This window comes from Alteromonas algae (assembly GCF_049117195.1).
In the GTDB taxonomy this organism is placed as follows: Bacteria; Pseudomonadota; Gammaproteobacteria; order Enterobacterales; family Alteromonadaceae; genus Alteromonas.
In genome coordinates this window covers 2,830,367-2,855,750 of sequence record NZ_CP185260.1, presented here as the reverse complement: position 1 = coordinate 2,855,750, position 25,384 = coordinate 2,830,367, and the positions used below count along the sequence as shown (strand labels likewise).

The following is a 25,384-nucleotide window of genomic DNA, read 5'->3' as shown; positions in this document are numbered from 1 at the left end:
TTTTATAAATGACAAAACGGCAGGTGTTTTCCTGCCGTTCTTTTTTATCTTCTTTATCTTACTGCTCTGCGACAACATTTTATGAATAGCTTGCGTTTACTACGCCAAACAGCCGTCCTTTGCATCGGTTTTGTTTCTGTATCCACATCATTTGCAAGCACTGTAGAAAAAGTGACTGTTATTGCACAGCGACCTTACTATCACGACACGCTGGAAAAGATTTTTGTGCAATACCGTTACGATAAATCTCGGCTCGTGAGCCCTGCGCATGTCAACGATGTACTTACGCAATCTCCGCTTGTCTCGCTAAATGGACAAGGCGGACAAATCCAAAATATCAGTATTCGCGGCTTTTCTCGATGGCGAATACAATCATTGCTTGATGGCGTACCCATTAACAGTGATCGACGTGCCGGTGCAAGTGTAGGGTTTGTGCCGCCATCATTTATCGATTCTGCATGGGTTATTCCGGGGGCTGCATCAACGTACTTGGGCTCTGGCGCCATTGGTGGTGCGGTAAATATGCTGCTATCAGAAACACGCAAACACGAACTAGAAATAGGGTGGGGAGCAAACCAAAACCTTTATGAGTACGGGTACTCTGGCTATAACGACACAACGGATTGGAAAATCGCATATCGCACTGCCAATAATAGTGAAGACGCACGGGGCAATACGTTGTTCGATGCATTCAACCAAACCGCTTTGTTTTTACGGCATAGGCCCCAAAGTGGCGCGCTATCAGAAATATGGTCGCTTTATTCAGACAATCGTGATGTGGGTAAATCTAGCAGTGACTATCCTCAAAACAGAATAACGACATACCCTAAAAACACGCATTGGTTGGGCAAAGCCACATTTGCTTTTGATAGTGCTATTGGCAATGTATGGTGGCATCAAGCGCAACTTGATACCCATGTGTTGAGGCCACAACAACGCATTAATCAAAGCCAAAGTAGCGCATTGAATATTGGCGCAGATATGGGTGATAAGATTACGTTCGCTGAGTGGCTAGTTAACTGGCAAATGCAAATTCACGCCCGGCATGGAGTGGTAATTGATGAACGTGAGCTTACCACTGAACAGCAATTGGTGTATCAATTGCAAACACTTGATGCTTCATCGCTAGGTTTTGCTGCTGTTGTAGACGCTTCGCGAACGTATGGCTCAACATCGATTGCTGTGGGCGCAAGAGCCGATACGCTAAGGCAATCTAGCGAACGCATTGATAAAACCAAATCTAATGCCAGTGGTTTTATAGGCATAAGTCACTCTTTAGCGGCTAATTGGTCAACGAGCATGTATGTATCGAGCGCGTTTAGAAACCCCACACTTACCGAACGTTTTTTTCAGGGTGAAACACCGCGAGGAAGGGTATTAGGTGACGTAAACCTTGATACAGAGCAGGCTATTAATATACAAGGCGCGTTGTCGTTTAATAGCGCGCGCATCACTGGCATGTTTGATGTGTTTTACCAAAATATAGACAACTACATTGAACGTATCACGTCATCAAGCGACATAGTACGTTATGCCAATTTAGACAGCGCCACGGTCAAAGGTGTCAGTTATCAGTTAACGTGGAAGGCGCGAACTACACCGTTCAATGTTCTTATCAGTGGCGCGTGGATACAAGGAAAGGACCAGTCTGGAAACAGTATTGCTGATATCCCCGCTCATAATCAGCGCATTGACCTAACCTTTGATATGAACCGGTGGCGTTTTTTCACGAGCTTACAATACCGCGCAAATAAAACCGCTATTTCAAGTGGAGAGAGAAAGCTTAATGATGTGACGACGCTTGATATCGGTGCGCATTGGCGAGTAACTAAGCGGATGACAGTAAGCGGAAGCTGGCGTAACCTGACTAATCAGCATTACTACGCCAGTGCTGACGACAGCGTCGCGTTCGCGCAAGGCCAAAGCCTGCAGCTTCGTTTAGCGTTCTCGCTGTGAGCGGAAGGCATGTTTTCGATACTTACTCTTTAGTGTTGTATATAACATAACGATACCGGTTAGCCACAGTATTAGTAATAAAACTGCAGCAGGTAAAAATACCCAAAGTTTCGCGCCCTCAAAAAACCAACTTCCGTCGTGTATTGCTTCAATGGTATCGGTACGGCGGTAGGCTACTTGAAGAATGTCGCCGTTACTGGCATTGAGTTGCACTTCCCAATGGTTTTTAGCCCGAACTTTTATAATGCCTTTATTCGGTCTTACATCCAATCGGTCTATATCATCCCAACCATTAATATCTGCCTCGGGGACACGCTTTACGACGCTTAACATATCGTCAAAGGTTATGAGCGGTTCGGCGCCCGCGATTTTTTTCGTGGGAGGCTGTACCCAGTCTATTTCTTTTTTCACCTGTAGCAACAATCCGCTGCCAATCACAATAACAACCGGAATAAATATGCTCAGTGAGATCCACAAGTGGAAACGTCGACTTATTTTACGAAGGGTACTTAACATGCTAACGCTACCTAAATCGTGTGGCTGCAATAATGCGTTTGCATTATTGTTTCTCTGTAAAACCTACTTGGGCTGTGCAAAAAACGCAGCCTTATGTTTTTATCATTCTCTTTGTTTAATAAAAAATCCAATAAAAACAGTTAAATGGCGTAATTATGCCGTTGGTTTGCTTATTGCATCGTTACTCGTAGATAGCGGGAACGCTATGCAGCCTAAATGCCGGTGCATACTGCAGGTGATGCACGACATTTTCCTAGGCCGTATATCAAGTATAACAACACATTGCATAGAAATAGGAGTGTTTAACGATGAGCAACAAACAAAACCTAAAAGGTAAAAAAATTGCGATTTTAGCCACAAACGGATTTGAGCAAAGTGAACTGATTCAACCAAAAGATAAGTTAATCGAGCAGGGCGCTGACGTCGTCATTTTGTCGATTGATGGGCAAGATACTATTACCGCATGGGATGAAGACAACTGGGGTGACAACGTCAAGGTTGATGCTCAAGTATCGACAGCTGCGCCTAGCGACTTTGACGCCCTCGTCCTTCCTGGTGGTCAGATTAATCCAGATGTTTTGCGTACCAACGATGCTGCGGTTTCTTTTATAAAACGTGCCTATAACGAGGAACGTATTAAAGCGATAGGCGCAATTTGCCACGGACCGTGGTTGCTTGTAGAGGCTGGGTTGGCAAAAGAGAGCCAGCTTACTTCATTCCCCAGTATAAAAACCGATTTGGTGAATGCCGGCGCGCAGTGGAAAGATGAGGAAGTGGTACAGGATGGAAAATTGGTTACCAGCCGTAACCCGAATGATATCCCCGCGTTTGTAGAAACTATTAGTGAACTTGTCGCCTAACAGCGGCTGCGTAAAGGAGGACATATGTCAAAAGACCAAGCAAAGAACTCAAAAGTGATCGCCATTACAGGCGCATCAAGTGGTATTGGAAAAGCAACGGCGCAAGCACTTGTCAATGAGGGTCACAAAGTAGCACTGATTGCGCGAAGTGAAGATAAGCTAGCGGAATTGGTATCGGACTTGGGCGAAGACAATGCCTTTGCCGTAACCGCGGATGTCAGTGATTATGACGCACTAGAGCGCGCATTTTCCGATATCAATGCACATTTCAAGCGTATAGACGTGGTGTTTGCCAACGCTGGCACTGGCGCGAGTAGCGCAGGCATTGAGAAGGGCGACGTAGACGAATGGTCGACCATGTTAGGGGCAAACGTGAATGGTTTACTGTACACCGCGAAAGCCGGTTTACCGTTTCTTAAAGAAACCAAAGGGCAGTTTGTACTTACCAGTTCGGTAGCAGGGCGAATTGCACTTAAGGGCTCGGTATATGGCGCAAGTAAATGGTTCGCTTATGGCTTTGGAATGAACTTAGCTGAGGAAATGCGTGAATGGGGCGGTAAATGCACCACAATCTGTCCGGGTATGGTAAATACCCCATTTTTTGATGAGCCGAAAGAAGACAAACTAGCGCCAGAAGATATTGCTGATGCGGTTATTTATGCATTATCTAGCAGTGATAAGGCATGTGTGAGAGAAGTATACGTTATGCCAACCGCATAGCACTCATCGCTATAGACGGTTGCGCGTGCATTGTGCGCTGTCACGTCACAAAAATAAGGCCAGCGCTTGCGCTGGCCTTATCTATTTTTACTGTGGTTTATGCGTCTTTAACGTTAACCACGTAACGGCCGACTACTTGGCCGTTGAGGAACTTATCTAAATACTCAGGCGTATCGCTTAATGAAATTTCTTGTTGGTAGCGGCCCAAATTCGGCAACTTCATATCGGTCGCTACGCGATGCCAGATGTGTTTTTTATCTTTAAGCGGAATGTAGACTGAATCCACCCCCAATAACGACACGCCTCGGGTGATAAACGGAATCACGCTCATCGCTATATCAGGAGAGGCCGCCAAGCCAACAGACGCCACACCACCACCGGGCTTAAGCTGTTTTAATAAGCCCGTAAGATAATCACCACCTAAGGTATCTATTGCATGAGCCCACATCGGTTTGCCCGCAAGCGCTTCTTTAACCTGTAATAGTGTGTCTCTAGGGAGCACTTCCTTTGCGCCTAGTTGTTTTAGCTTATCTTCTTGCTCTGGCTTACCTGAAAATGCCACAACGTCATAACCCAATTGTTTGAGCAATGCGATGCTAATGCTGCCAACGCCACCGGTTGCGCCGGTTACAGCAACTGGACCATCGCTAGGCGTTGCGCCCATCGTTTCTAGTTTTTGAATACATAAAGCGGCGGTAAGGCCACCTGTGCCATAGGTCATCGCCTCTTTAAGGGAAAGCGTATCAGGACACGCCACAGCCCATGTCGCGGGTATTGATATTTTTTGTCCAAGGCCACCAGGGGTATTCATACCAAGATCGTAGCCGAAAACTAATACGCTATCGCCAGGCGTAAACGTACCAGATTTATCACTTATTACGATACCCGCGGCATCAATTCCTGGCGTATGCGGAAAATGTTGGCTAATTCTTTTGTTGCCGCTTGCTGACATTGCGTCTTTATAGTTTAACGACGAAAAATGCACATCTATCAGCAAGTCGTTCTCAGGCAGATCACTAAGGTTGCGGTCAACAATTTTTTTAGTAAAAGTATTGTTGTTTTCTTCAACGAGTAGGGCTTTGAAAGGTGCGTCGATGCTCATGAAAACTCCTTAAGGGTGAGTGGCTAGTCAGTGCATCTATGAACAGTGTTGTGGGTAATCACTATTCCATTATCTCTGCTAGTTAATGTTAGATGCACAGCGGTGTCACGGATAATGACACGTTAGTGTCTAATTACGTTGGGCGTTATTGGCAAGATTCAAGGTGAACCTCGTATTTATTGTACGAATAATGAAACAGAGGGTTGTTTATATTCATGCGGTGAAGTCAGATGAATTAACCAAATAAAGTAGGTAAAAGGGGCGTGGGGCCCTAATCTTATGAAGCATAAGTAGCCAAAGCCTTTCACCGCGTATAGCACAATGGTATTCACGTTAAAGGCTGTTAAAAACTAACGTAAGGAATGGACATGTCAAACGAGTTTACGGGTAAGACAGCAGTTATCTCAGGCGCTGCTGGTGGCATCGGCCTGGCGATCGCTGAGGTGCTTGGTCAGCAAGGTATGAATTTAGTCATGTGTGATATCGATGCAAAAACGCTGGACGCGGCAAGTCATGGCTTGCGTGATAAGGGGCTGAATGTACTCGCATGCCAGTTAGATGTTACAGACTATACACAGTGGGAAGACGTTGTTACGCAAGCGAAAGAGACCTTTGGCAATGTGCATATGGTGGTGAACAATGCTGGCGTTGGTGGTATTCCTGGTAAAATTGAAGACACAGAACACGAAACGTGGCGTTGGGTGTTAGATGTGAATGTAATGGGGGTACTGTATGGCACGCAGGCATGCGTACCTGCCATCAAAGCGCATGGTGAGGGAGGCTGGGTGTTAAACGTGGCGTCGATGGCGGGCATGCTAGGCATGCCTTATGCTGGCGCCTACTGTGCGTCAAAGGCTGCTGTTGTATCGATGACAGAAAGTTGGGCTGCTGAACTTGCGCCTAAAAATATTCATGTGTCTGTGTTGTGTCCTGCATTTGTAAAAACAAGAATTCACGAGTCGCACCGCAATCGTCAGAAAAAATACGCAGTCGCTGAAGGCAACCGCCAAGATAAAGAAAAATTAAAAGCAGGTGCTAACGCAGCTACTGTAGCAGTTGAATCGGGTATTCCTGCAAGCATGTTGGCTGAACGCGTTCTTGAAGCGCTGAAATCAAAACAAACCTATATCTACACGCATCCCAACTACCGCAAAGTCACAAGTGGGCGGGCGAAAGCGATTGACCACGCGTTTGTAGATGCAGAAAATAGCCCAGTAGTGGGGCATTTGATTAACGACGATATCGTTACCTTTTAGGCTTTCATGGTTTAAATTGCGCAAGGCCGTTCTTGCACGCTTACCTGTTTGTCACCAAGGTCACTATGGCTCGGTTATGGCGGTGGCAGGTGCAGTTTGCGTTAGCCGAGCAAGGGACATAAAGCACGGCATCGGCGTTTGAAATTTACTCTAGCTACTAAAAAAGCCGGCAGTTTATGCCGGCTTGTGATAGCTGATTATTTAGCTACTTAGGTAATTCAGCCAAGACCAGCGCAATTAATTAGCATCATGCGGTAGGTTCCCATTGGCTAAGTTGTTCGCATTTTTCACAAATTGCTTTGCGGTATTAACGTCTTCGAATAAGTAGTTAATATTAATGTAGTCTGCATCCTCTTCATCAGAAACAAAGATAGAAAACGCACTGTTGCTGATTGATAGGTAAAGTCTACCACCCAAATCAATACTTCCATCATCGTTGGTGGTGTACGAAAAACTATTAACTACACTGGTGAAGGTTTCATCACTAAATATTGTCGCTTCGCTTCCTGAGAATGAAACGAACGTAGTATTCCATTCGCCATCTTCATTTACGTCAACCAGTACAAGTTGTTTATCGTTCAGCGTTGCAAAAGAAGCCTCAGACAGCTTATCTCTTAATACGGTTTCATAGGCTTGCGCGTCGCTGCTTGTGTTAAACAAAAGCGCTGGCGTTGCACCTACTGCGCCAATAGTGACATCGCTTGTAGCAAACAAGAACGCACCTACTGAGGTTGGTGAGCCGGCGTCATTTTCACTCAAAATAATACTTTGGTCCTGAGCAATCTTATAGCTACCGGTTTCGACACCTCTTGCAGGTGATGCGTTTTCATACGTGCCATCTGTGGCAAGCGTGAAAGTAAAGGTTGCGTCTTCAGTGCTAGTAATAAGGTTTTGAGCTACACCGTATACGGTGCTACCTACATAGCTACTTGGTGTAACCAAGCCTATGAATTGCTGTGGTGGCTGTGAAGGTAAATCAGGGTGAATGGGCAAATCAACGGATACTGGGCGAGTCGACTGTTTCGATACGCGTCGATTATCCATTGCTAAATAGTCAAATTCACCGTCGAACCCATTGCTGCCATCGGCAAGGTAAAAATCGAATTCGTGGCGATTAGTGATATGGTACGCTTCGCCTTCCTTTGCAAATAACGACCAACTGCGGTCGTTGTATAGATAGCAGCTAGGGTTTTCGTTAAAGCATCCAGGGAAACGATAATCCGTGAAGCGCAAACGGCTAATGGTTAATTCACCATCAACAGAGACACGCCAGTTTCCGTACATCACGCTTATTTCATCTACCGTTAAACTGCCATTGCCATCTCTATCGTTTGTACTAATAGTATACGCTCGGCCGTTTGGCCAAAGTTCCCACCAAAATTCATTGATGCTACTTCCGTCAAACGCATAGCTATAAATACCAGGTACAGAAGCGACATCAAAAGCATCATCGAGTGTTTTTGCACCGCCGGCATCCACTTTAAATGAGCGTGTTTCGCCGTCTAATGACGCACCTGATACAGCATATAAGTTTACACTTTGATTGTCGGTGAGTTGTAGATACGCCAGTTCGGTACCATCTTCAAAAGTGACGAGCAGTTCGTCGATAGTCTGATCAAATGACGAAGGTTGCTTCAGCCAAGTGAAGCGTCGGTCAATGTATTGAGAACTCCCTGTTCCATCAGGTGAAAATGCAAAGGTGTCAGCTGACCAATTAAAAAATTGTAGGGCAGGGTCTTCAGAGGTAAATAGTGTGCTTGTGATCGGTAATGAAAGGTAGGTCGTCTCGCTGTCGTCTAACGCAACTTCATTTGCGTTATCAATTGAAATGGCTGTAACTTGACGTGCCGTGTCACTTAAACCACTTGCGTCACTCAGCTCTCCATTAGGGTAGTGCTTTGAATACAGGTTTGTAAGCTGGAAGGTAAAGACACCTTCTTTTTCATCCAGGGGGAGATAGCGGAGTTCTTGATATTGGTATTCCACATCCACTTGAAGCGTGTTGCCGTTTATCTCAATTGTTTCACGCCCGCTTTGAACATAATCACCGTCGGCAAAGCTCAGAACAATTTCATTAGCGTCTTGCGAAAAGGTAGCCCTGACATCCGTGTCGTGGGCAATGAAATGGGCACTGTCATCGCCGGATATTTTCACAACGCTGCCAGGATAGGCCAGCAGTGGGTTATGATAATCAGAGATAAAAAAGGTTTTTATTGCACTGCTGATGTCACTATTAACCAGTTCAGGGTCGTTAACTATTTCCTCATAGGCTTCGGCATAAGCTGGTGTATCTTTGATGGAATCAACATATTGCGCAGCTGCTTCACTGTTTAGCGCAAGCGCAAGTGTGTCAGTAATGCCATCCGGCAGCGCTAAGCTCGAATCGCCATTAGACTTATCAATAGCCACCTTTATTGCGGTAGCAAGCGCAAACTTCTCTTCTTGTGATACGCGTAAGTTTAATTCAGCTAAGAGAGTATCGTCTGTAATCGCTTCACCTAGATTTTCTCGCTGTACTAACGCAGCATTGGCGGTTGTCACATTGGTCACGTTTACGTCAAACAGCTCTTCTTTTGTCAGTATATTGTCATCGCCCGATAATGCATCAAGTCGTCCTACTGTCCCTAATATGGAGGAAAGTTTCGCTTGAGCTTGTGCTCCATCACCTTGTGCGACGATGGAAACCATGCTGCTACTGTCATCATCATCAAGATTGAATTCGACGGTATAATTACCTTGTGCGTCTGCAGTCGTGGTTAACTCGTTGCTTCCTACCATAAATGTTACTGCTGCGTTTTCGATAGGCGAGTCGGTAACAACCCCTGTTACAGATATATTTACCGCGTTTTGGAGGACTTCAACGTTAACATTTGCACTGCTTGATTCGCCTTCATCGTCTACGACAGTAACGGCAAAAAGTAGCATTTCATTTTCAGTTACTGATGGAGCGGTAAAGCGCATCGCCGCAGTATTCGCATTTTCAAGGACTACGCCGGTACCGTTTAATTGAAACCATTGATATGAAGCAATTGTGCCGTCATCTTCAGCCATTGCGGTAATCGTAATAGATTGCTTTTCTTCTACAGATTGTTCGAAAACCGATAGCACCGGTGCTGCATTGATATGAGTAACGAGTACATTTACCGCGCCCGTTGCACTGCCTCCATCATTATCTTGTACGGTAAGTTCAAAGATAAGCGTTTCTGAGGGTTTGACATCTGGAGCCGTAAAAGACAGGTTGGCGGTATCTGTGTTGGTTAACGCTACTGATGTCCCTGCCGTCTGCACCCAGCTATAACGGGTAATCGAGCCATCTGTATCTGCGGCGTTACTTGTTAAAGTAACATCAGACTTTTCGTCTACCGTAATGTCACTGCTCAATCCAACAGTAGGCAGCACATTTGGGGCTTGCTCTACAATGTCTTCTACCTGTTGTTTGTTGTCGTCATCATTACACCCCGACAATGCAACTAATAGCGAAGCAGCAATAATACTTTTTTTAGTGTTTATGCGAACAGGCATGACCGATTCCTTTTTTATTTTTAGTTAAACTACAGCGTATTGGCAAAATAATACCGTTAATTGTGTTGCCTATTCCTTCCTCAAATCGCGTAAATTTTGAACCACTCATTGCTCACATAAATTTTTAAATTATTTTTGGAAATTTGCTCTGCATTTTCTTCCTACGCATTTGACTCTAAATGAAGCACTGTTCTGTCGATGATATTAGAAGAGGGAAGGGAAGCTCATGACGCACCAATTAGGGAACAGCGCGCAGGGATTTAAACAGAAATTTGAAGCGCAATTAAATTACGAAATTCAAATAAGACAAAAGGGTACCATTACGTGTTTGCCCGATATCCGAGTGAGTGGCGTTGCAGTTGCTTTGAATATGGATGTTTCAAATTTACGGCGTTTATGTCATCGCCATTATAAGCAATCTCCTAAAAGCCTCATCGACCAATACAGAATAAAACAAGCGCTTACACTCCTTGCGAGAGGAGTACGCCCATCGATTATCGCCGATAAACTTGGGTTTTATGAGCACAAAACCTTTTCTACTGTCTTTAAAAAACATACTGGCATGGCGCCTAGCGAGTTCGCTAAGTGTTCCCCAATGGCCTAAGTGAACAACGTTGAAACGTAATAATGCTTAATGCGGATTTACTACCGTAAACCGTTCATTAGAGACCGCCCAATAACCCGCTTCGGAAATGATTAGTATCTTATAAGCATTCCCTTGGCCGTTAAATTGAGAAGGGTCGAGTTCGTAGCTGCCAGAGTTAAGAGTGCGGTCTGACACTAAATACCATCGGCGTTTAAGCACAGTAGGAAAATGTACGTTTGTTCCATTTCCTATATTATGAGGGCTGTCGTGTAACACATAGATAGCGACCATATTGCCTTTCAACGCATTGTTATTCCATACGATATTGTTGCGCTGCCCAACGTTATAAACCTCATATGCCTGCGGTTTGCTAATAGCATCAACTAACAAGTTTGGTACCATCAACTGTTTTAATCCGTTATCTGATGCGTTGCCAGATTCCACACCAAAAAAGCCTTCACTTATAGTCCAATAACCATGATCAGACACAATCATGACTTTAAAGCCTTGTACACCATTCGCCATCATCACTAGTGGGTCAAGAACGAGCTCCCCTGAGTTTTCTACATCAGAGGCAAACAAATGCCAATGGATATTCTGAATGTTGCTCCACGAGTCGAAGGCATTTTTAGAAAAGTTATTTTTATGATTTATGTATAGAGATACAGTTTCACCTTTAAGTGCAGTAGGTTGCCAGCTGAAGGTGAATGGAGTGCCAATGGTTAGCATGTCGGCATTTCCAGGGGTTAAAACACTGCGTACTCTACGATTACTTAGAATAATATTATCCCCTGCCAATGCGAGTGCACTAAAATCATTTAAATTTGAAAATTCAGTATGCGAGGGGTTAAGCGCTTTGAGAAGAGAGTCGGAATACGTTGAATTAATACTTGTCTTCCCTAACATTTCAAAAAGACTGTCTGCTTGTTCCGCATTTTTTTCAAGTGTGTAAGCCTCGATTAATGCAAGTCGGCTGCGTACATCTGAATGTTCACTGTGCTTACGACCAAAGCCTATTGCCCACGCAGCGTGTCCTGCACGTGTTGCTGCACTGATAATTGCTGCGGTATGTTTTGATTCATGGTCTAACGTAGCCAGGTGTTCAAGTTGTTCTTTAGTAACCTGATGGCCTAAGCCTATGTCACTATTTAGGGAAATAAGGTACGCAATAAACATATGAGAAGGTTGCGCTGTTGTATTGCCATCAATAAATGGCGATAGCATGTCTAAAGCCCCAGAATAATCATTTGTAAAATATAGCGCCGCAGCATGTTTAATGGTTATACGATCACAGGCTACACCCGGTGATGTGCTACACAATGCATGCGCAGAACGTATATAAGATGCGCTCTGTGCGTACTGCTTAGCATGCAAATAATAATTGTGTTGTTGCTCTAAAATAGTTAATAACTTATGGTCAAATAAAGGGCGCAAGCTGCTGAAAAGACTCTGTTGTTTGGTTAGCAGCATTTCTAGCGTTAATTCATCACTGGTTGCCGCCGCTACCCACATTAACTTGTTATAGATCAGGGCTTTTTCGGGGTTTTGGCTGTTAAATGCGGTATTGGTGTTAACGAGGGCCTCAGACATTGTCTTATGAGAACGCTCAAGATCATTCGTTCTCGCTTCTGCTTGTGCTTTTATCGTGAGGAACCATGCCAGCTGGTGGTCTGTGTAGCTTGAAATATCTGTGTTATTTAATGTAACGAGCAACTGCGATGCATTAGTATTAACCTCTTGCTCCCACATCGCGCGTTTAAGTGCGAATTGCTGTGTTACCGATAATGCATGACCAAAACGTTGACGCAATACTTCCAACTGGTTTGTCGCAGAGCGTGCAGGGTACAGATGGGTATCAATTTGTGAAGCAAGGAAGAGTCCGTCAAAACTTTCTTGCTTGGTGGCAGTATTATATTTGTCTATCCACGTTTCAGCATTGTGATAATTGCCTCTTAAGTAAGCTGCTTTTGCATAAATAAAAGCTGACACTAATGATTCACTTTCTATTTCAGAAATTACATTTTCAGCTTGTTCCAAGTAGCCTAAATTCAACAGGCTGGTCGATAGCGTCGATGTAATAGAAGCTTTAGTTTTAGTGTCGGCCACATTAGATGCGCTTACCAAGGCGATACCTTCATTTATAAAATCAGCAGCGCTTAGTGCGCCGCCCCGTGCCGACGTAGGCGTATTTACTTCAAACAACGTGTTATAAAAATCTAAAATCTGCTGGGTTTTATCGGCTTCATTTACGAGTTTACTGTTCTGTAAATATAAGATGCTTAACCCGGTGAGCAACGCTAGAGGAAATGCAATGGTCAAAAATGCTGAAGTGGGTGAACGTTGAAACCATTTTTTGATTAAGTAACGTCGAGAGTTGTTATGCCATACAAGCGGTTGGTTGTTGCGGTAGGCTGATATGGCGCCACTAAATTGTTCCATACTCTGAAAACGAGATTGGCTTTCTTGCGATGTCGCTTTGTTCATAATAGCATTGAGTTCGACATCGCAACTATGGCCGAGTAAAAATACCATGAGTTGGCCCAATGAAAAAATATCATCGGTGACATTAGGTTTATTACCCGCTCGCTGTTGAGGGCTCGCGAAATGAGAGCTTGCGGCAGTTAACTGTTGACGCTCAGCGTCATGAAGCGAATTTGCAATGCCAAAATCAAGTAGCTTTGGCGACAGGTTAGCTTCTATTATTACGTTAGAAGGCTTGATATCCGCATGAACAATACCATTTTGGTGTGCTTCGGTAAGGGCACTGCAAAGCTGGCTTAAGATTGATAATTTTGCAGCCACACTAAATTGACTTATGTCGCACTCGTTTAACGTTTTACCCCGAACAAACTCCATAACAATGTATGGCACGCCTTTGTCAGTAGTATCAATATTGTAAACTTTGGCTATATTTGGATGGCTCAGGCTAGCAAGAAACTGGGCTTCTCTTTGAATAAATGTTTCGCCAGCCATATGAACGATTGATGAATAAACAAATTTAATTGCGACTTCTTGCGCGATAAGTCCGTCGTTTCGCTGCCCTAAATAAACTGCAGACATCCCACCGTGCCCTAACTTACGTTCTAACAGATAAGGGCCTACTTGGTTACCCGATAGCTCTTGAGTTTTGTGATCATCACAAAGAAGTTCTGCTTGCGTGCCAACAAGCGCAGTGAATCCACTCTGATTTTTGTTCGTATAGTGCGCATCAATCAATGCCCGTGTATCTCGGTAAAGGGGGGAAGTTTCACTGCAAAAGTGTCGCAAGTTTATCAACATGTTCTCTTCATCAAATTCGATGAGGTGAGTAAACAGTAAAAGAGGATCAGAAAACGTCATGGCAACCTAATAAGCAACGTAAATTATTGTTTTTTGCTATGCAGCGGCGCACTGCACTTTTAAGAAGGCTTTTGCAGCCGAAAGCTCGCTGTATACCGTTGAGCCGCTTAGGCTTAGTTGGGTTTGTATTTCTTCTACATTTTGACCGAGATAGTAATGCAGTAATGCAATTTTGTAGCATCGTGCATTTGCTCGCTCCAAAGCGGTGAGGGCATTATCGAAATTTACGTAGAGGTAAGAATCTGTAGACAGGTCGGTAAAAAGTGTCGGTGAAGAAAATTCATCGTTACGCTTCTTCGCCAGGCGCTTCTTAAGTTCGTCTTGTAACATCCAGCGAACAAAAAGTGCAATTGATGTATAAAATTGTTCGCGGTTATCAAAAATCTCGTCTGGTGCAGAAAGTTTTATAATGACGTCATGGAGTAAGGACGTTGTATTCGGGAGTTTATCGACAATATGCTGTGAACCGCGTGAGCGTGCAGCACTGTTTATTTGCTTTTTAACAATGCCTTTCAAATGATAGTAAACCATACTGCGAAGTTGGTTGGCGCTCTCTAAATCATTGTTTATAACCCACTGATTAAGAACAATGGTAAAATTAGCATCAGTAATATGCACAGTGCCTACATCCATGTCGCATTCCTTGAATAATTCCTAGCTTTTTTTGAGACTGTACTCGAAAAGGGAAAACGTTTTTACCTTAAATTAAAAGTGTAATAAATCAAAGTGAAAGTGAATAAAATTAACACAAAGTTTAATAACGCTTAACGCAATGAACGTGTGGTGGAAAACCATAAATGCAAAAAGCGTTGGGTAGAGAAACGTCAACTTGATACGTTGATGTGCTATCTTCGCTATAATGACGTGGTATTAAATAAAAGGGCGTTGCGTTGATGCGTCAACAGTTGATGAGTATTAAAATGAAACGATTTCATATACTTACTGTATGTCTATGCCTATCCATCATCGCCGCCTGCGCAGTAATTCCTCGTGTAGTGATTAACAGCGTTGACATTACAGGCACTGTGATTGATAGCGATACAAAAGCGCCTATAGAGGGCGTGAAGGTAACCGCGGCAACAAGTTACGGCAACGCAAGTGGGGCGCGTAACATGCAGCAAGGCATTGCATACACCGATGAAAACGGTGAATTTAGTATCCCCAAAAAACCTACTAATACTTCAAGTTATCAAACGTATATCATGAGTGCGCCCGCTCTTGATTTGGAAAAAAGGGTTACTGCTTAAAGTCGGTGGTTCGAGGGGCAACCTCATATCAACAAGGTGTTACTATTGAGCTTTCATTGCCTGATGGGAATTGTAAAGTGCACTAGTTTTTCAAACTCAACGATACCCTTAAGCATGACGTATTGGCTCATAGTCCTATCAATTATGCGTCAATTATCACAAATATACTTAATTTTGATAGCAACAGTAAGTACCTTGTAATTGAATCCTTTTGAAAATACGCTTATTTGGCTGCACTTTTCCGAACCAGTCGCTTTAAATTCAGGTTAACAATCACTGTTTCTAGTGAATTGGGTATATCAACTGCAAGTAGCTGCTCGCACGCTAGTTAATGAGTAGTGGTGAATTTATAGAGTGTCTAAATTTTTTACAAATTCAATTTAAAAAAGAAGCGATTAATATCTAAGATTTTGATTTTTATTGTTTTTTATTTTTGGCACGTTAATTTCATATGTTGGAATTCTAATGTGAAAATAACGAAGATTGTCTAAAGGAACTGGAATATGTCTATAAAAAAATTATTAAACACTTGTTTGCTCGCGATTGCGTTTACGCCAGCTATTGCGAACTCTGCAATAATCACTAGTTACACTGACCGCGCCGCTTTTATCGCCGCGCTCAACGGGCTTGGTACTATCGAAGAAACCTTCGACAGTCAGGCGACAAATTTATTCACCTCTGGTTTTACGCTTGATTTAGGTGATTTTATTGTATCTTCTACTGACGTAAGAAGCGACAATATCGGCGTAGTTGATTCAGTACCTACCCAAAATTTGGGCTCAAATCAGAGTGTAAACGGAAGTCGATTTTTTGGTATAGAGGGTAACAGTGGCGGTCCTAGCTTTAATATTGAGTTCGATTCACAGAGGTTTATTTTTGGCTTTGATTGGCTTGACGGAGATAGCACTGATTCATATGCCATGTCGGTATTAGGTTCCACGTTCGAGAATCCGCCTTTTGGTAGATCTACTGTTGGTCGTGGTTTCTTTGGCATTATCTCTGATACCGCATTTACAGACGTAGATTTCTTTCAAACAGCAGCTGGTGGTTATATTGGCGGATTCGGTATTGATAACCTGCTAACATCACAAATTGATATCGTCACTTGTTCTCAAGACCCTACGCTACCTCAATGTCAGTCTACTGATTTGCCTGCACCTACCACTTTAGCAATTTTAGGCCTAAGTTTATGTGTAATGGGCTGGAGCCGTAAGTCTAAGTAATACTGCTTTAAACTCATAGATTATTACTAAAAACCCCACTTATTCGTGGGGTTTTTTCATGATACCAACAACGGCCATCCTCTTTGAATTGTTACGTTTGACTCTTAAGTAGTGAAATAATTGCTTTCATACAATTTAGGCTTATTTCCTTAGCACTTTATACAATCTATGCCATATTCTAAGGTTTAGGCTCTTCGTTGAAAGGTTGACTCGACAGAGAGGACCCAAGAGTACCTGTTTCAAAATCACTCTTAGTATTTGATTAGCGCTAAACAGCTCAGGAATAAGTATAGATTGATAACATTTTTCTGAATACAGTGTTTATTTTAATTGAACATGCTTAAAAGTTGATACATTCTTGCTTATGGAGTGTAAATAAATATCTGAATGGAAAGTATTTTTTAGCAAGGGGGTACGTGTAAAACGCTTGTCTGATTTTAAACGGTATGAGTGTTTTAGCACCCCACAAAAAAAGGGGCATTAGCCCCTTTTTAAATTTACTGCGTTACCTATTAATACGTGATTAGTGTGTTGACACCATCCCAGACCCCGTTCCCATAAGCACGGAACTGTTGCCATTTGGGTTGCCAAGTTTAAGTGAGTTAATTACCCCTCTTCCAGACAATGCTGCACTTTGCCACACGACGCCACCTGTTGTTGTATCTATCTCGGTCAGCAACGTTTCATTAGCACTGTAATAGCCGAATTCTGGTATTTCGGCAATCAATACGTTATTCGAATTGGGTACGTTCACCATACCAGTGAATTCGCGGTTAATAGGCACATAAGCCATCTCGCTCAAATTAAGGCTGTAAGTGGTAACGCCGCCCTCGCTATAATCTTGCGTTCCACATAAAAATGCATCTTCGGTAGCTGCTTCAAGCATGTAGCTACAAGCGCGTGCCGCTGAATTGCTTGCTCTCATCGTCAGCGAGTTACCGCTGTTTATGTTAAGTGCTACCAAACCATTCCACGAACCAACAATGATAACGTTGTTATCATCACTGTCTTTTACTGTCGTAACATTATAAATACGGGCACCCGTTGACCACGTATCGATGACCGTGTCATTGCTAATGTCATAGATAGTTAGAATTTCTTCATCGGCCAATAAAAGGTCGTCGTTTCCGTCGTTATTAATATCGGCCACGTGGATTGCGCTGAAGTCGCTGTCGAAGCTATCGCCACCTATTTGCCACTGACTAATACCTGAATCTAAATTAATGACATCCACGCGTGGATCATACAAATCGGCGCCGAGTAAAAAGAGTTCATCGTAGCCATCAGCATTGCTGTCACCAATAATACCTTTGTACTCTCTGCTCCAGTTTGTCGATATTTCTTCGCTTACCGTAACGTTGCCTTCTGATGTCATTAGTGCGTAACGTTGTCCGTTGTATCCACTGTCGGTCTCAGGGATAACATAAACAGCGGCTTGTTCAGCAGGCGATATATTAGCCCAACCAACAGGGTAAAAGCTGTCCAGTTGTGCTGGGTTTTCATTAAACCAAAGCACCTCTGGCGCGGGGCTAAGCGACGCTACGACAACTTGGTCTTCACCCGTAGTCGAGCCGCCGGTACCCCATACAAGTTCAAGCTGACCATTACCGTTAGTATCACCCACCGCCAAGCTTTCGCTGCCATGACTAATTAAAGGCAGTGTCCATGCTTGTGAGTACGTGTCACCCGTTATGTCATAAGCGGTAATATTCCCCCTCTGGCAATCCCCTAAAATGATTTCATCAGCACCGTCGGCATCAATGTCAGCAGCAACCACGCTACAGTTATCGTCATTTTCAATCGTCGCTATTTGAGATTGCGCATCAGCGTTCCAAACGATCAGTGACGTCCAATTTAATGCCGCAATGATTTCATCAATGCCATCGTTGTTTACATCGCCGGTGGTTAGTACTCGGCCGAAGCCTTGGCCATTGTTCCACTGTATGTCTCCAGAGCCTAAGTCAAAGACTTGTCCTGAAGAAATAACAAGCTCTAGTGCGCTGTCGCTGTCAACATTCGCAACGTCAAATTCTATTCGGTCGTCGACACTTATTGTGGTACCAAGCAGTTCGGTTGTGAAGTCATCATCTAGCACGACAATGTCCGATTCGCTAGACCGCTCTTCGAACAAAACGATAAGCTCTGGGGCGGCATCGCTATCAATATTTCGCACCAAGAAATTCGACATGTCTGTTGACGATGAATATACGACTTGCGGAGGTTTGTTAACATCGCTGATGTAATACACCGCTTTTTTACCGAGTACATAAACCTCTTCATTGCCGTCGCCATTGGCATCGTAAACTGAGAGTCTGGTTGCATTTCCGGCGCTATTTAATGAATACGGATAGGTAAACGTGCTTTCGTATTCACTGCCATTTGCCTGAATAAAAGACAGCGTGCCCAATTGGTCTAGCACAACAATTTCAGGTTCGCCGTTACTATCAAAATCACCTATTTGCATGCCGCCCGGGTAATAGGCGATGTCGATACCTTTTCTTACCGTTGGGGGGGTGAAATCATCGAACGAAACATTTACATCAACAGATATTGGGTCTATTACGTCGTTGCTTGTAAAAGCAAATGTAACGGTGTTTGTCTCTGCTATCATAGGTAACGACGCCGTCCAGCTAACGTTGCCGCTTGCAGATATTGTGGTTCCTGCGGGGCCATAAAGTAACGTAATAGGAGATTGTGAATCACTGTCTTTTTGAACGTTGAACGACAACTCGCTTCCTACTGCGATATTATTCGGTACATTAGAAACCGATAAGCGGGCTGCGCGCTGCAGTGCAATCAGTGAAGTACCACCCGTTTCGTTCTCAAACCACTGCATACTGTTTCCACTAAAACTGGCGTATAAGTTTAATACACCCCCTACGACATCTTCGTAGCTGTTTTCACAGTCGTTTTCTACATTTTGTTGTTCAACGGTTAGCGTCAGCGAATGTCTGCTTCCTGCGTCAACCGTACTATCAAATTGATAGCGACCCGCAATAAATGAATCGGCAGAATTAATTTCAAAGTTACCGTTTGCTTCAAATTCATAGGTTTCGACGCATTGGTTGGGGTAAACAAACGTCCATATTGCAACGATGTTGTTCGTTACCTGTGTGGGAGGGGGCGTATTACCGCCGCCATTATCGCTTCCGCCACCGCCGCCACAGCCGGTTAGCAAAGCACTACAAACGAAAAGGAATGCAAACAAGCGCATATACGTCATCCTTGATGTTGAAGCTACCTAGCTTGCTATAAGCGCAACGAGGTAGCTCATTAATTTATGGTGAGCGCATAGGTTAATGCTTTTACGTTACGTTAAAAACATTATTTTCATTAATTTGAGAGTAGCCCGTTCTTAAAGCTCGTATGAGGTCGAAGAATAGATAACTGGTATACGTTCAAACCGTCTCTCATAACGTGCGTTAACGTGCGCTTCAACGCTTAAGTCAGCTGAAACGCTGGGTGGCAAATACTGCAAATTGTCCTTATAATCCGCTGGGTGTGTTAGACGTAACCGGTGTCATTGGGAATGTTGTAGCGACAGAACAATAATACGGGGCTGACCACATGTCATATTCATATTGTGTGGGTATGGCCAGTTAACAACCAAGGTGGCTTGAATTAAACCATGAAAACAACAAAAACATATTCAGCGCATATATTTAATACGTTTTTTATTCAAGCGTACCGGCTGGTATTTGGCCGCATTCTTCCACAGCGTTGGTTAAGAGCAAACATTCCTTCTGAAACTGAACGTAAAGCGTGCCAAGGAAAAATTAACTTAGAAATAGTGAGCCATTGCTGGGGGTATGCCAATATGCTGACCTACCAACTTAGCTCATATGTTAATTATCCACCTACGAAATTAACCCTTACGGTTACCGTGTTTTATTCGCAAGAAGATGAGAAAACCGCTGCGGTACTGGCGTATTTCGAGAAGATTGATGTACCCAATGTTAAGTGGAATTTTCAAGAAATTTCAAAGCCTAAACTTTTTAGAAGGGGAATAGGGCGCAACATGGCAGCGCAATCCACGAAGGCAGATTGGATTTGGTTTACTGATTGCGACATTATTTTTCATGAAAACTGCTTAGATTCTTTTGCCGATAGCTTTCAACAGGAAAAGGGGTTGTTGTTCTTTCCTAAAGAAGAAAAAATCACAGAGATGCTAGAGGATGATGACCCCATGTTGCGCGCTGATGCAGGGTTGCAGGTGGTTGATATCCCGGTCGATAAGTTTACTACCTATCAGCGCGACAAAACACGAGATAAAGCAAGAGGACCTTTTCAAATCGTACATGGTGATGTAGCCAGAGCGATAGGGTATTGCGACCGCTTGTTTATGTTTCAGACCGAATCAACACGATGGCGCAAAACCTATGAAGATACCGCATTTCGTTGGCTACTGGGTACTGATGGTGCGCCAAAAGACATAGACGGCGTTTTTCATATCCATCACGTGACTAAAGGGCGTTATGCCCAAGATTCAAAAGTCTCTGAGGTGCGCAGCAAAATACGCCAGAATCAGCGATGACACATAACGTCCTTATATTCACCAAAAAGGTATTGCCACGTTCTAATACGTTTGTGGCAACGCAGGCTTTACAGTTACGCGACAAAAAGCCCATATTTTTGGGTTTCGCAAAAGACAATACCGGGATTGAGCTTATCAAGGGCAATCGCCATTGTGTGTTAAGTGATTTTTCATCTTTCCCGAAGTTGTTTAAGTTGCTATTTGAAACAACGGGTTATATTCACCCTCGTTGGCTAGGTGCGATAAAAGCCGAGACGCCAGATATTATTCACGCTCATTTTGGCAAGGGTGGTTTTTATTGTGCGGCTTTTGCTAAACAATTGAAGTTGCCATTGGTTACCACCTTTCATGGGTCTGATATTACCCAAAAAGACAAATTTTCTTATGGGCAAAAACATCGTGAAGTGGCGTTTACCGTGTCTGCTAAAGTTATTGCAGCGTCTAAATTTATTGAACGTAAACTTATCGCGCGACATTGCCCGCCTGAGAAAATTATTCAGCATTACACCGGTATTGAAACCGACTATTTTGTTCCCTCTGGTAGAAAGTCTGACGTTCCAACCATTCTTTTCGTTGGCCGATTAATAGAGCAAAAAGGGTGTCAGTTTTTACTGCACGCGTTTAAACGTATACAGCAGGTTGTTCCCGAAGCGCGTTTACTGATTGCCGGATACGGTACTTATGAAACCTCGCTTAAGAAAATAGCGAACGATGTGGCAAACGTTACCTTCTTAGGGGCGCAGAGTAAGGCACAGGTTAAAGCGCTGATGGATGAAACATGGCTAACGTGTCTTCCGAGCATTGTCATGAAGCGAGGTAATGAAGAGGGGCTTTCTACGGTATGTATGGAATCGCAAGCGATGAATACGCCAGTTGTCGCATTTGATACCGGTGGGGTAAGTGAGGTTGTTGTGCATGACAAAACAGGCTTGCTCGTTGAAGATATATCGTCAGAGAAGTTGAGTGACGCGTTGTTAACACTATTGCAAGATGATGCACTGCGAGAGGCTTATGGCCAAAACGCACGAGCGCATATTTTAGAAAATTTTAATGCAAAAATTCAAAGCCAACGTCTTTCGAAAATATATGAGCAGATAATCGCTAGCGCTGGGCAATAAGAGTCTTTCAAGAAAACGAGGTTTGCTTATCGGCCGACTGTGCGCTAAAAATGAACAAAAGCCGTATGTATTAGCTTACTAAAACATAAATAGCAAAGGCCTGTTCAATGAATGACTCAACTGAGCACCGCACACAACCAAACGATATGTCGATTCCTCAAGAAGCGTTCGATTGGTATGACGAATATGCACATGGTGATATTGATAGGCGCACCTTTCTTACTCGTCTCGCATCACTTTCTATAGCCGGCCTGTCGGCAGGCATCATCGGCAGCGCGCTTATTCCTGACTACGCAAAAGCCGAGCAAGTATCATTTAATAACCCTGCCATTAAGGCTACCTACCAAGAGTTTGATTCTTTGAATGGACATGGAACGGGCGGCGGTTATTTAGTGGTTCCGACAGGACTAAACGACAACACGTTGGCGCCGGCTGTTTTAGTAGTGCACGAAAACAGAGGGCTAAACCCCTACATTAAAGATGTCGCCAGGCGTTTAGCCTTACAGGGTTTTATTGCATTTGCACCTGATGCGCTATTTCCTTTAGGGGGCTACCCAGGAAATGATGATGACGGGCGAGCCATGCAGCGCAGTTTAGACAGAGACAAAATTGAGCAAGACTTTACCGCCGCTGCAATGTGGTTAAAAAAACACGACCAAACGACAGATAAACTTGGGGTAGTGGGGTTTTGCTTTGGTGGCTATATCAGCAACTTTTTGGCAGCCACTATGCCAAATGATATCGATGCCGCCGTTCCTTTTTATGGCACGCCAGCAAAGGGCGACTTACAAAAAAACGTAAAAGGGCCATTGCTGCTTCAATTTGGAGAAAAAGATCAGCGCGTAAACGCGACGTGGCCCGACTATGAAAATGTATTGAAAAGCAACAATGCTGACTATACCGCCCACGTTTACAAAGGGGCGCAACATGGTTTCCACAACGATTCAACCAGCAGGTATAGTCCGAGCGATGCCGAGATGGCGTGGCAACGAACGGTAGCATTCTTTGACAAGCATTTGCGTAGTTAATGTACTTTTTTGTTTTAGGAAAAGGGTCGGGTAACCGGCCTTTTTCACTTCTGGCGCATTATAACCTTGAGGTGGATGATACAAACTTTGGTTCGCGGTAATTTTATAAATGAGATAAAATGAAAGACTGCCAACAAGGTTCCCTCAATTAAGGTCTCATCCAATGATCCACAACGATGTATTACGTCGAATTCGTTATGCGCTTGCCATTAACGACACCGCAGCTATCAGTATTTTTAAACTCGTGAACTACGATATGGATATCGACTATTTGCACAGCGTCATGAAAAAGGAAGGAGAAAAAGGGTACCTTCCGTGCAGAGATAAGATTATCTCGTTGTTTCTTGATGGGCTTATTATCAAGCAGCGAGGAAAGCAGGAAGGGGTAGAACCAAAGGTATTACAAGGCAGCGAGCGTCTGAGTAATAACGAAGTATTACGAAAAATTAGAATCGCGATGAGCTATAAAGACGAAGACATGCTTGCCATGCTTAAACTCGCCGATTTTAGATTAAGTAAGGGTGAGCTTTCCGCGTTCTTCAGAAAGCCTGACCATCGCAACTACAAGCCAGCAGGCGATCAGGTTGTCCGTAACTTGCTGCAAGGCATGGTTAAAAAATATCGCCCAGACGCACGTCACACGGCACATTCTAAAGATGCGCTTCGAGAAAAAGCGAAAACCGAAAGTCGAGTGCGTAAGGAAAAACAGCAACCTCAAAAAAACAATGATGTATGGGGAAAGTTGTCTTAAGCGGCAGTTAGGCGCATACCACTGCCGTCTAGCGGTTGAATTATGAGTGCTTGCCTCCATGCTTTAACATTGCCCCCCGAATATGGAAAAGGATAGTGATGAGTAGACATTTTGATAGCGCAGAAGGGTTGTGTGAGCAACAAGATGAAGCAACGAAAGGGTTTGTCTTTAACCAAACGATGTTGCGTATTGCAGAGCCTGCAAGAAGCTTAGATTTTTATACTCGCGTGATGGGGATGACGTTACTAAAACGTCTTGATTTTGAAGACATGCAATTTAGCTTGTATTTTTTAGCGGCAGGCAATGATTTTTCTGATATTAGTCACAATGACGAACTGCGCACTGCGCAAACTTTCGGGCGTCCGGCTATGCTTGAGTTAACCCATAATTGGTCTGACACCGCAGATAATAAAACCTATCATAGCGGAAACTCAGAACCTAAAGGGTTTGGTCACATCGGGTTTCATGTCCCTGATGCAGACGCAGCCTGTGCGCGGTTTGAAGCGCTGGGTGTACCTTTTCAAAAGGGGCTCAACGACGGTGCTATGAAAGGCATTGCTTTTATAAAAGACCCAGACGGATACTGGATTGAAATCTTTGACGCTAACACAGTAGCAAACACATGTGCGCCGCATGTCACCTAAAAGTAAATACAACAGTGTGTCCCTAGCGTAAATAAAAGTTAACCTAAGGGGCACAATACATTACACTGGTCAAATAATAACAAGAGTATGCTAGGTCATTACTAGTGAACGTGTTTCGACTGTGTATCATTTCGGTCTTTTTCATTGCCTTATTTATAGGTAATACACTTCCTGTTGCAGGCGGCGAACGAGACGCTTCAAAACAGCTTAAAGTAGCGATCAACTCTCCTGGGTCTTATCCCTATTTGTATTTCGATGATGTCTCTGAAGATTATCAGGGTGTGGTTCGTGACCTGTTCAACGCAATGGAGCGCGAATTAGGCTATTCATTTGAATATATTGATTCAAACCAGCTAAGAAGCGAAGAATTTCTTCTTAATGATAAGGTTGATATGCTGGTCATTAGTCCTCGGTGGTTACAAAAGCCCGATAGTTTTATTTTTTCTGATGTGATAATCGACCATGAAACCTACTTGTATAGCACAAGCCCCTTTCCTAAAGACTTCTCTTTAACATCGCTCACTGGGCAAACTGTTTGCACACAAGAGCGCTATATCTATAGCGGTATTACGCAGCGTTTTGAAGATGGGGCGTTAAGGCGTATCGATTCGACCAATCAAGCATTAATGGCTGCAATGCTAATCGCCAAACGTTGCGATTTCGCCGTACTGAATAATTACAATGCCTGGAGCGCTTTTTCAAAACCTTCTAATTGTCATGCCACCATTTATCAATCGCCTCACCCTACAAGTAACGTTTCTTTACACGTTGCATTTCGCAGGGCACTTGCGCCCGTGAAACGTGACTTTGACAGCATTATGTCAACGCAAAAAAGCAACGGGGCATTTGAGAAACTACTTACCGAGCATAGCCTGAAAGTGTCATTCCCTAAAAAACCAAACTGTTAATTTTCCTCCTTTATTCCCCTTCTTTGTCGATATTTACGCAATACCGTTTTCATTGCTTACAAAACGATATACGT

19 protein-coding genes are annotated in these 25,384 nt (G+C 43.6%); 13 read left to right on the top strand and 6 right to left on the bottom strand.

Features of this window, described 5'->3' with window-relative positions:
* Positions 1-81: 81 nt before the first annotated feature.
* Positions 82-1,956 carry a TonB-dependent receptor plug domain-containing protein gene (locus ACOJRU_RS12820; RefSeq protein WP_421132130.1) on the top strand — a complete coding sequence of 625 codons (1,875 nt, stop codon included), beginning with the start codon at positions 82-84 and terminating at the stop codon, positions 1,954-1,956.
* Here the strand turns inward: ACOJRU_RS12820 and ACOJRU_RS12815 are convergent.
* Positions 1,939-2,472, bottom strand: a complete 534-nt coding sequence (locus tag ACOJRU_RS12815; RefSeq protein WP_421132129.1) for a PepSY domain-containing protein — start codon at positions 2,470-2,472, stop codon at positions 1,939-1,941. The two genes, ACOJRU_RS12820 and ACOJRU_RS12815, sit on opposite strands and share 18 nt — an antisense overlap.
* 308 nt (positions 2,473-2,780) lie before the next feature.
* Between ACOJRU_RS12815 and ACOJRU_RS12810 the strand changes: the two genes are divergently transcribed.
* Complete coding sequence (locus tag ACOJRU_RS12810) at positions 2,781-3,332, top strand: type 1 glutamine amidotransferase domain-containing protein (protein ID WP_421132128.1); 552 nt, start codon at positions 2,781-2,783, stop codon at positions 3,330-3,332.
* Positions 3,333-3,356: 24 nt separating this feature from the next.
* Positions 3,357-4,052: an SDR family oxidoreductase gene (locus tag ACOJRU_RS12805; RefSeq protein WP_421132127.1), complete on the top strand. Its 696-nt coding sequence runs from the start codon at positions 3,357-3,359 to the stop codon at positions 4,050-4,052.
* Between the two features lie 97 nt (positions 4,053-4,149).
* On the opposite strand, the gene ACOJRU_RS12800 is transcribed toward ACOJRU_RS12805, so the two are convergent.
* A complete protein-coding gene (locus ACOJRU_RS12800) occupies positions 4,150-5,154 on the bottom strand; it encodes an oxidoreductase (protein WP_421132126.1) in 1,005 nt (334 codons plus the stop codon).
* Positions 5,155-5,522: 368 nt separating this feature from the next.
* Between ACOJRU_RS12800 and ACOJRU_RS12795 the strand changes: the two genes are divergently transcribed.
* The gene (locus ACOJRU_RS12795; protein ID WP_421132125.1) at positions 5,523-6,410 is read left to right on the top strand and encodes an SDR family NAD(P)-dependent oxidoreductase; all 888 of its coding nucleotides are present in this window, start codon (positions 5,523-5,525) and stop codon (positions 6,408-6,410) included.
* A gap of 237 nt (positions 6,411-6,647) precedes the next feature.
* On the opposite strand, the gene ACOJRU_RS12790 is transcribed toward ACOJRU_RS12795, so the two are convergent.
* Entirely contained in the window at positions 6,648-9,932 is a 3,285-nt protein-coding gene (locus ACOJRU_RS12790; RefSeq protein WP_421132124.1) for a PKD domain-containing protein, read from the bottom strand.
* A 226-nt stretch (positions 9,933-10,158) separates the two neighbouring features.
* Between ACOJRU_RS12790 and ACOJRU_RS12785 the strand changes: the two genes are divergently transcribed.
* Positions 10,159-10,536 (top strand): helix-turn-helix transcriptional regulator, encoded by a 378-nt coding sequence (locus ACOJRU_RS12785; RefSeq protein WP_421132123.1) that lies wholly within the window; start codon positions 10,159-10,161, stop codon positions 10,534-10,536.
* Between the two features lie 27 nt (positions 10,537-10,563).
* Here the strand turns inward: ACOJRU_RS12785 and ACOJRU_RS12780 are convergent, their stop codons facing one another.
* Both ACOJRU_RS12780 and ACOJRU_RS12775 read right to left on the bottom strand, forming a co-directional pair.
* Positions 10,564-13,857: a serine/threonine protein kinase gene (locus ACOJRU_RS12780; protein ID WP_421132122.1), complete on the bottom strand. Its 3,294-nt coding sequence runs from the start codon at positions 13,855-13,857 to the stop codon at positions 10,564-10,566.
* A gap of 36 nt (positions 13,858-13,893) precedes the next feature.
* The gene (locus tag ACOJRU_RS12775) at positions 13,894-14,490 is read right to left on the bottom strand and encodes an ECF-type sigma factor (protein ID WP_421132121.1); all 597 of its coding nucleotides are present in this window, start codon (positions 14,488-14,490) and stop codon (positions 13,894-13,896) included.
* A 287-nt stretch (positions 14,491-14,777) separates the two neighbouring features.
* On the opposite strand from ACOJRU_RS12775, the gene ACOJRU_RS12770 reads away from it, so the two are divergent.
* Together ACOJRU_RS12770 and ACOJRU_RS12765 are read left to right on the top strand one after the other, a co-directional pair.
* Positions 14,778-15,104, top strand: a complete 327-nt coding sequence (locus ACOJRU_RS12770) for a hypothetical protein (protein ID WP_421132120.1) — start codon at positions 14,778-14,780, stop codon at positions 15,102-15,104.
* A 503-nt stretch (positions 15,105-15,607) separates the two neighbouring features.
* On the top strand, positions 15,608-16,327 hold the full coding sequence (locus ACOJRU_RS12765) for a hypothetical protein (RefSeq protein WP_421132119.1): 720 nt from the start codon (positions 15,608-15,610) through the stop codon (positions 16,325-16,327).
* Between the two features lie 523 nt (positions 16,328-16,850).
* Here the strand turns inward: ACOJRU_RS12765 and ACOJRU_RS12760 are convergent.
* Complete coding sequence (locus ACOJRU_RS12760) at positions 16,851-19,541, bottom strand: FG-GAP-like repeat-containing protein (protein WP_421132118.1); 2,691 nt, start codon at positions 19,539-19,541, stop codon at positions 16,851-16,853.
* A gap of 414 nt (positions 19,542-19,955) precedes the next feature.
* Here ACOJRU_RS12760 and ACOJRU_RS12755 point away from each other — a divergent pair, with 414 nt between their 5' ends.
* From ACOJRU_RS12755 to ACOJRU_RS12730, 6 genes are all read left to right on the top strand, one after another.
* Positions 19,956-20,861, top strand: a complete 906-nt coding sequence (locus ACOJRU_RS12755; RefSeq protein ID WP_421132117.1) for a glycosyltransferase family A protein — start codon at positions 19,956-19,958, stop codon at positions 20,859-20,861.
* Complete coding sequence (locus tag ACOJRU_RS12750) at positions 20,858-21,979, top strand: glycosyltransferase (RefSeq protein WP_421132116.1); 1,122 nt, start codon at positions 20,858-20,860, stop codon at positions 21,977-21,979. The genes ACOJRU_RS12755 and ACOJRU_RS12750 overlap by 4 nt, the downstream gene beginning before the upstream one ends.
* 107 nt (positions 21,980-22,086) lie before the next feature.
* Complete coding sequence (locus ACOJRU_RS12745; RefSeq protein WP_421132115.1) at positions 22,087-23,007, top strand: dienelactone hydrolase family protein; 921 nt, start codon at positions 22,087-22,089, stop codon at positions 23,005-23,007.
* A 163-nt stretch (positions 23,008-23,170) separates the two neighbouring features.
* Positions 23,171-23,758 (top strand): DUF1456 family protein, encoded by a 588-nt coding sequence (locus tag ACOJRU_RS12740; RefSeq protein ID WP_421132114.1) that lies wholly within the window; start codon positions 23,171-23,173, stop codon positions 23,756-23,758.
* A 98-nt stretch (positions 23,759-23,856) separates the two neighbouring features.
* Positions 23,857-24,402, top strand: coding sequence for a lactoylglutathione lyase (gene gloA, locus ACOJRU_RS12735; RefSeq protein ID WP_421132113.1), 546 nt, complete (start codon positions 23,857-23,859; stop codon positions 24,400-24,402).
* Between the two features lie 104 nt (positions 24,403-24,506).
* Positions 24,507-25,310 carry a substrate-binding periplasmic protein gene (locus ACOJRU_RS12730; protein WP_421132112.1) on the top strand — a complete coding sequence of 268 codons (804 nt, stop codon included), beginning with the start codon at positions 24,507-24,509 and terminating at the stop codon, positions 25,308-25,310.
* Positions 25,311-25,384 lie beyond the last annotated feature (74 nt).

Excerpts from the sequence above, each read along its gene's own strand:
- ACOJRU_RS12760 (WP_421132118.1), bottom strand. The coding sequence starts at position 19,541 with ATGCGCTTGTTTGCATTCCTTTTCGTTTGTAGTGCTTTGCTAACCGGC.
- ACOJRU_RS12805 (WP_421132127.1), top strand. The coding sequence starts at position 3,357 with ATGTCAAAAGACCAAGCAAAGAACTCAAAAGTGATCGCCATTACAGGC.
- ACOJRU_RS12790 (WP_421132124.1), bottom strand. The coding sequence starts at position 9,932 with ATGCCTGTTCGCATAAACACTAAAAAAAGTATTATTGCTGCTTCGCTA.
- ACOJRU_RS12770 (WP_421132120.1), top strand. The coding sequence starts at position 14,778 with ATGAAACGATTTCATATACTTACTGTATGTCTATGCCTATCCATCATC.
- ACOJRU_RS12785 (WP_421132123.1), top strand. The coding sequence starts at position 10,159 with ATGACGCACCAATTAGGGAACAGCGCGCAGGGATTTAAACAGAAATTT.
- ACOJRU_RS12740 (WP_421132114.1), top strand. The coding sequence starts at position 23,171 with ATGATCCACAACGATGTATTACGTCGAATTCGTTATGCGCTTGCCATT.
- ACOJRU_RS12815 (WP_421132129.1), bottom strand. The coding sequence starts at position 2,472 with ATGTTAAGTACCCTTCGTAAAATAAGTCGACGTTTCCACTTGTGGATC.
- ACOJRU_RS12800 (WP_421132126.1), bottom strand. The coding sequence starts at position 5,154 with ATGAGCATCGACGCACCTTTCAAAGCCCTACTCGTTGAAGAAAACAAC.
- gloA (WP_421132113.1), top strand. The coding sequence starts at position 23,857 with ATGAGTAGACATTTTGATAGCGCAGAAGGGTTGTGTGAGCAACAAGAT.
- ACOJRU_RS12780 (WP_421132122.1), bottom strand. The coding sequence starts at position 13,857 with ATGACGTTTTCTGATCCTCTTTTACTGTTTACTCACCTCATCGAATTT.
- ACOJRU_RS12755 (WP_421132117.1), top strand. The coding sequence starts at position 19,956 with ATGAAAACAACAAAAACATATTCAGCGCATATATTTAATACGTTTTTT.
- ACOJRU_RS12745 (WP_421132115.1), top strand. The coding sequence starts at position 22,087 with ATGAATGACTCAACTGAGCACCGCACACAACCAAACGATATGTCGATT.
- ACOJRU_RS12750 (WP_421132116.1), top strand. The coding sequence starts at position 20,858 with ATGACACATAACGTCCTTATATTCACCAAAAAGGTATTGCCACGTTCT.
- ACOJRU_RS12775 (WP_421132121.1), bottom strand. The coding sequence starts at position 14,490 with ATGGATGTAGGCACTGTGCATATTACTGATGCTAATTTTACCATTGTT.
- ACOJRU_RS12810 (WP_421132128.1), top strand. The coding sequence starts at position 2,781 with ATGAGCAACAAACAAAACCTAAAAGGTAAAAAAATTGCGATTTTAGCC.
- ACOJRU_RS12820 (WP_421132130.1), top strand. The coding sequence starts at position 82 with ATGAATAGCTTGCGTTTACTACGCCAAACAGCCGTCCTTTGCATCGGT.
- ACOJRU_RS12765 (WP_421132119.1), top strand. The coding sequence starts at position 15,608 with ATGTCTATAAAAAAATTATTAAACACTTGTTTGCTCGCGATTGCGTTT.
- ACOJRU_RS12795 (WP_421132125.1), top strand. The coding sequence starts at position 5,523 with ATGTCAAACGAGTTTACGGGTAAGACAGCAGTTATCTCAGGCGCTGCT.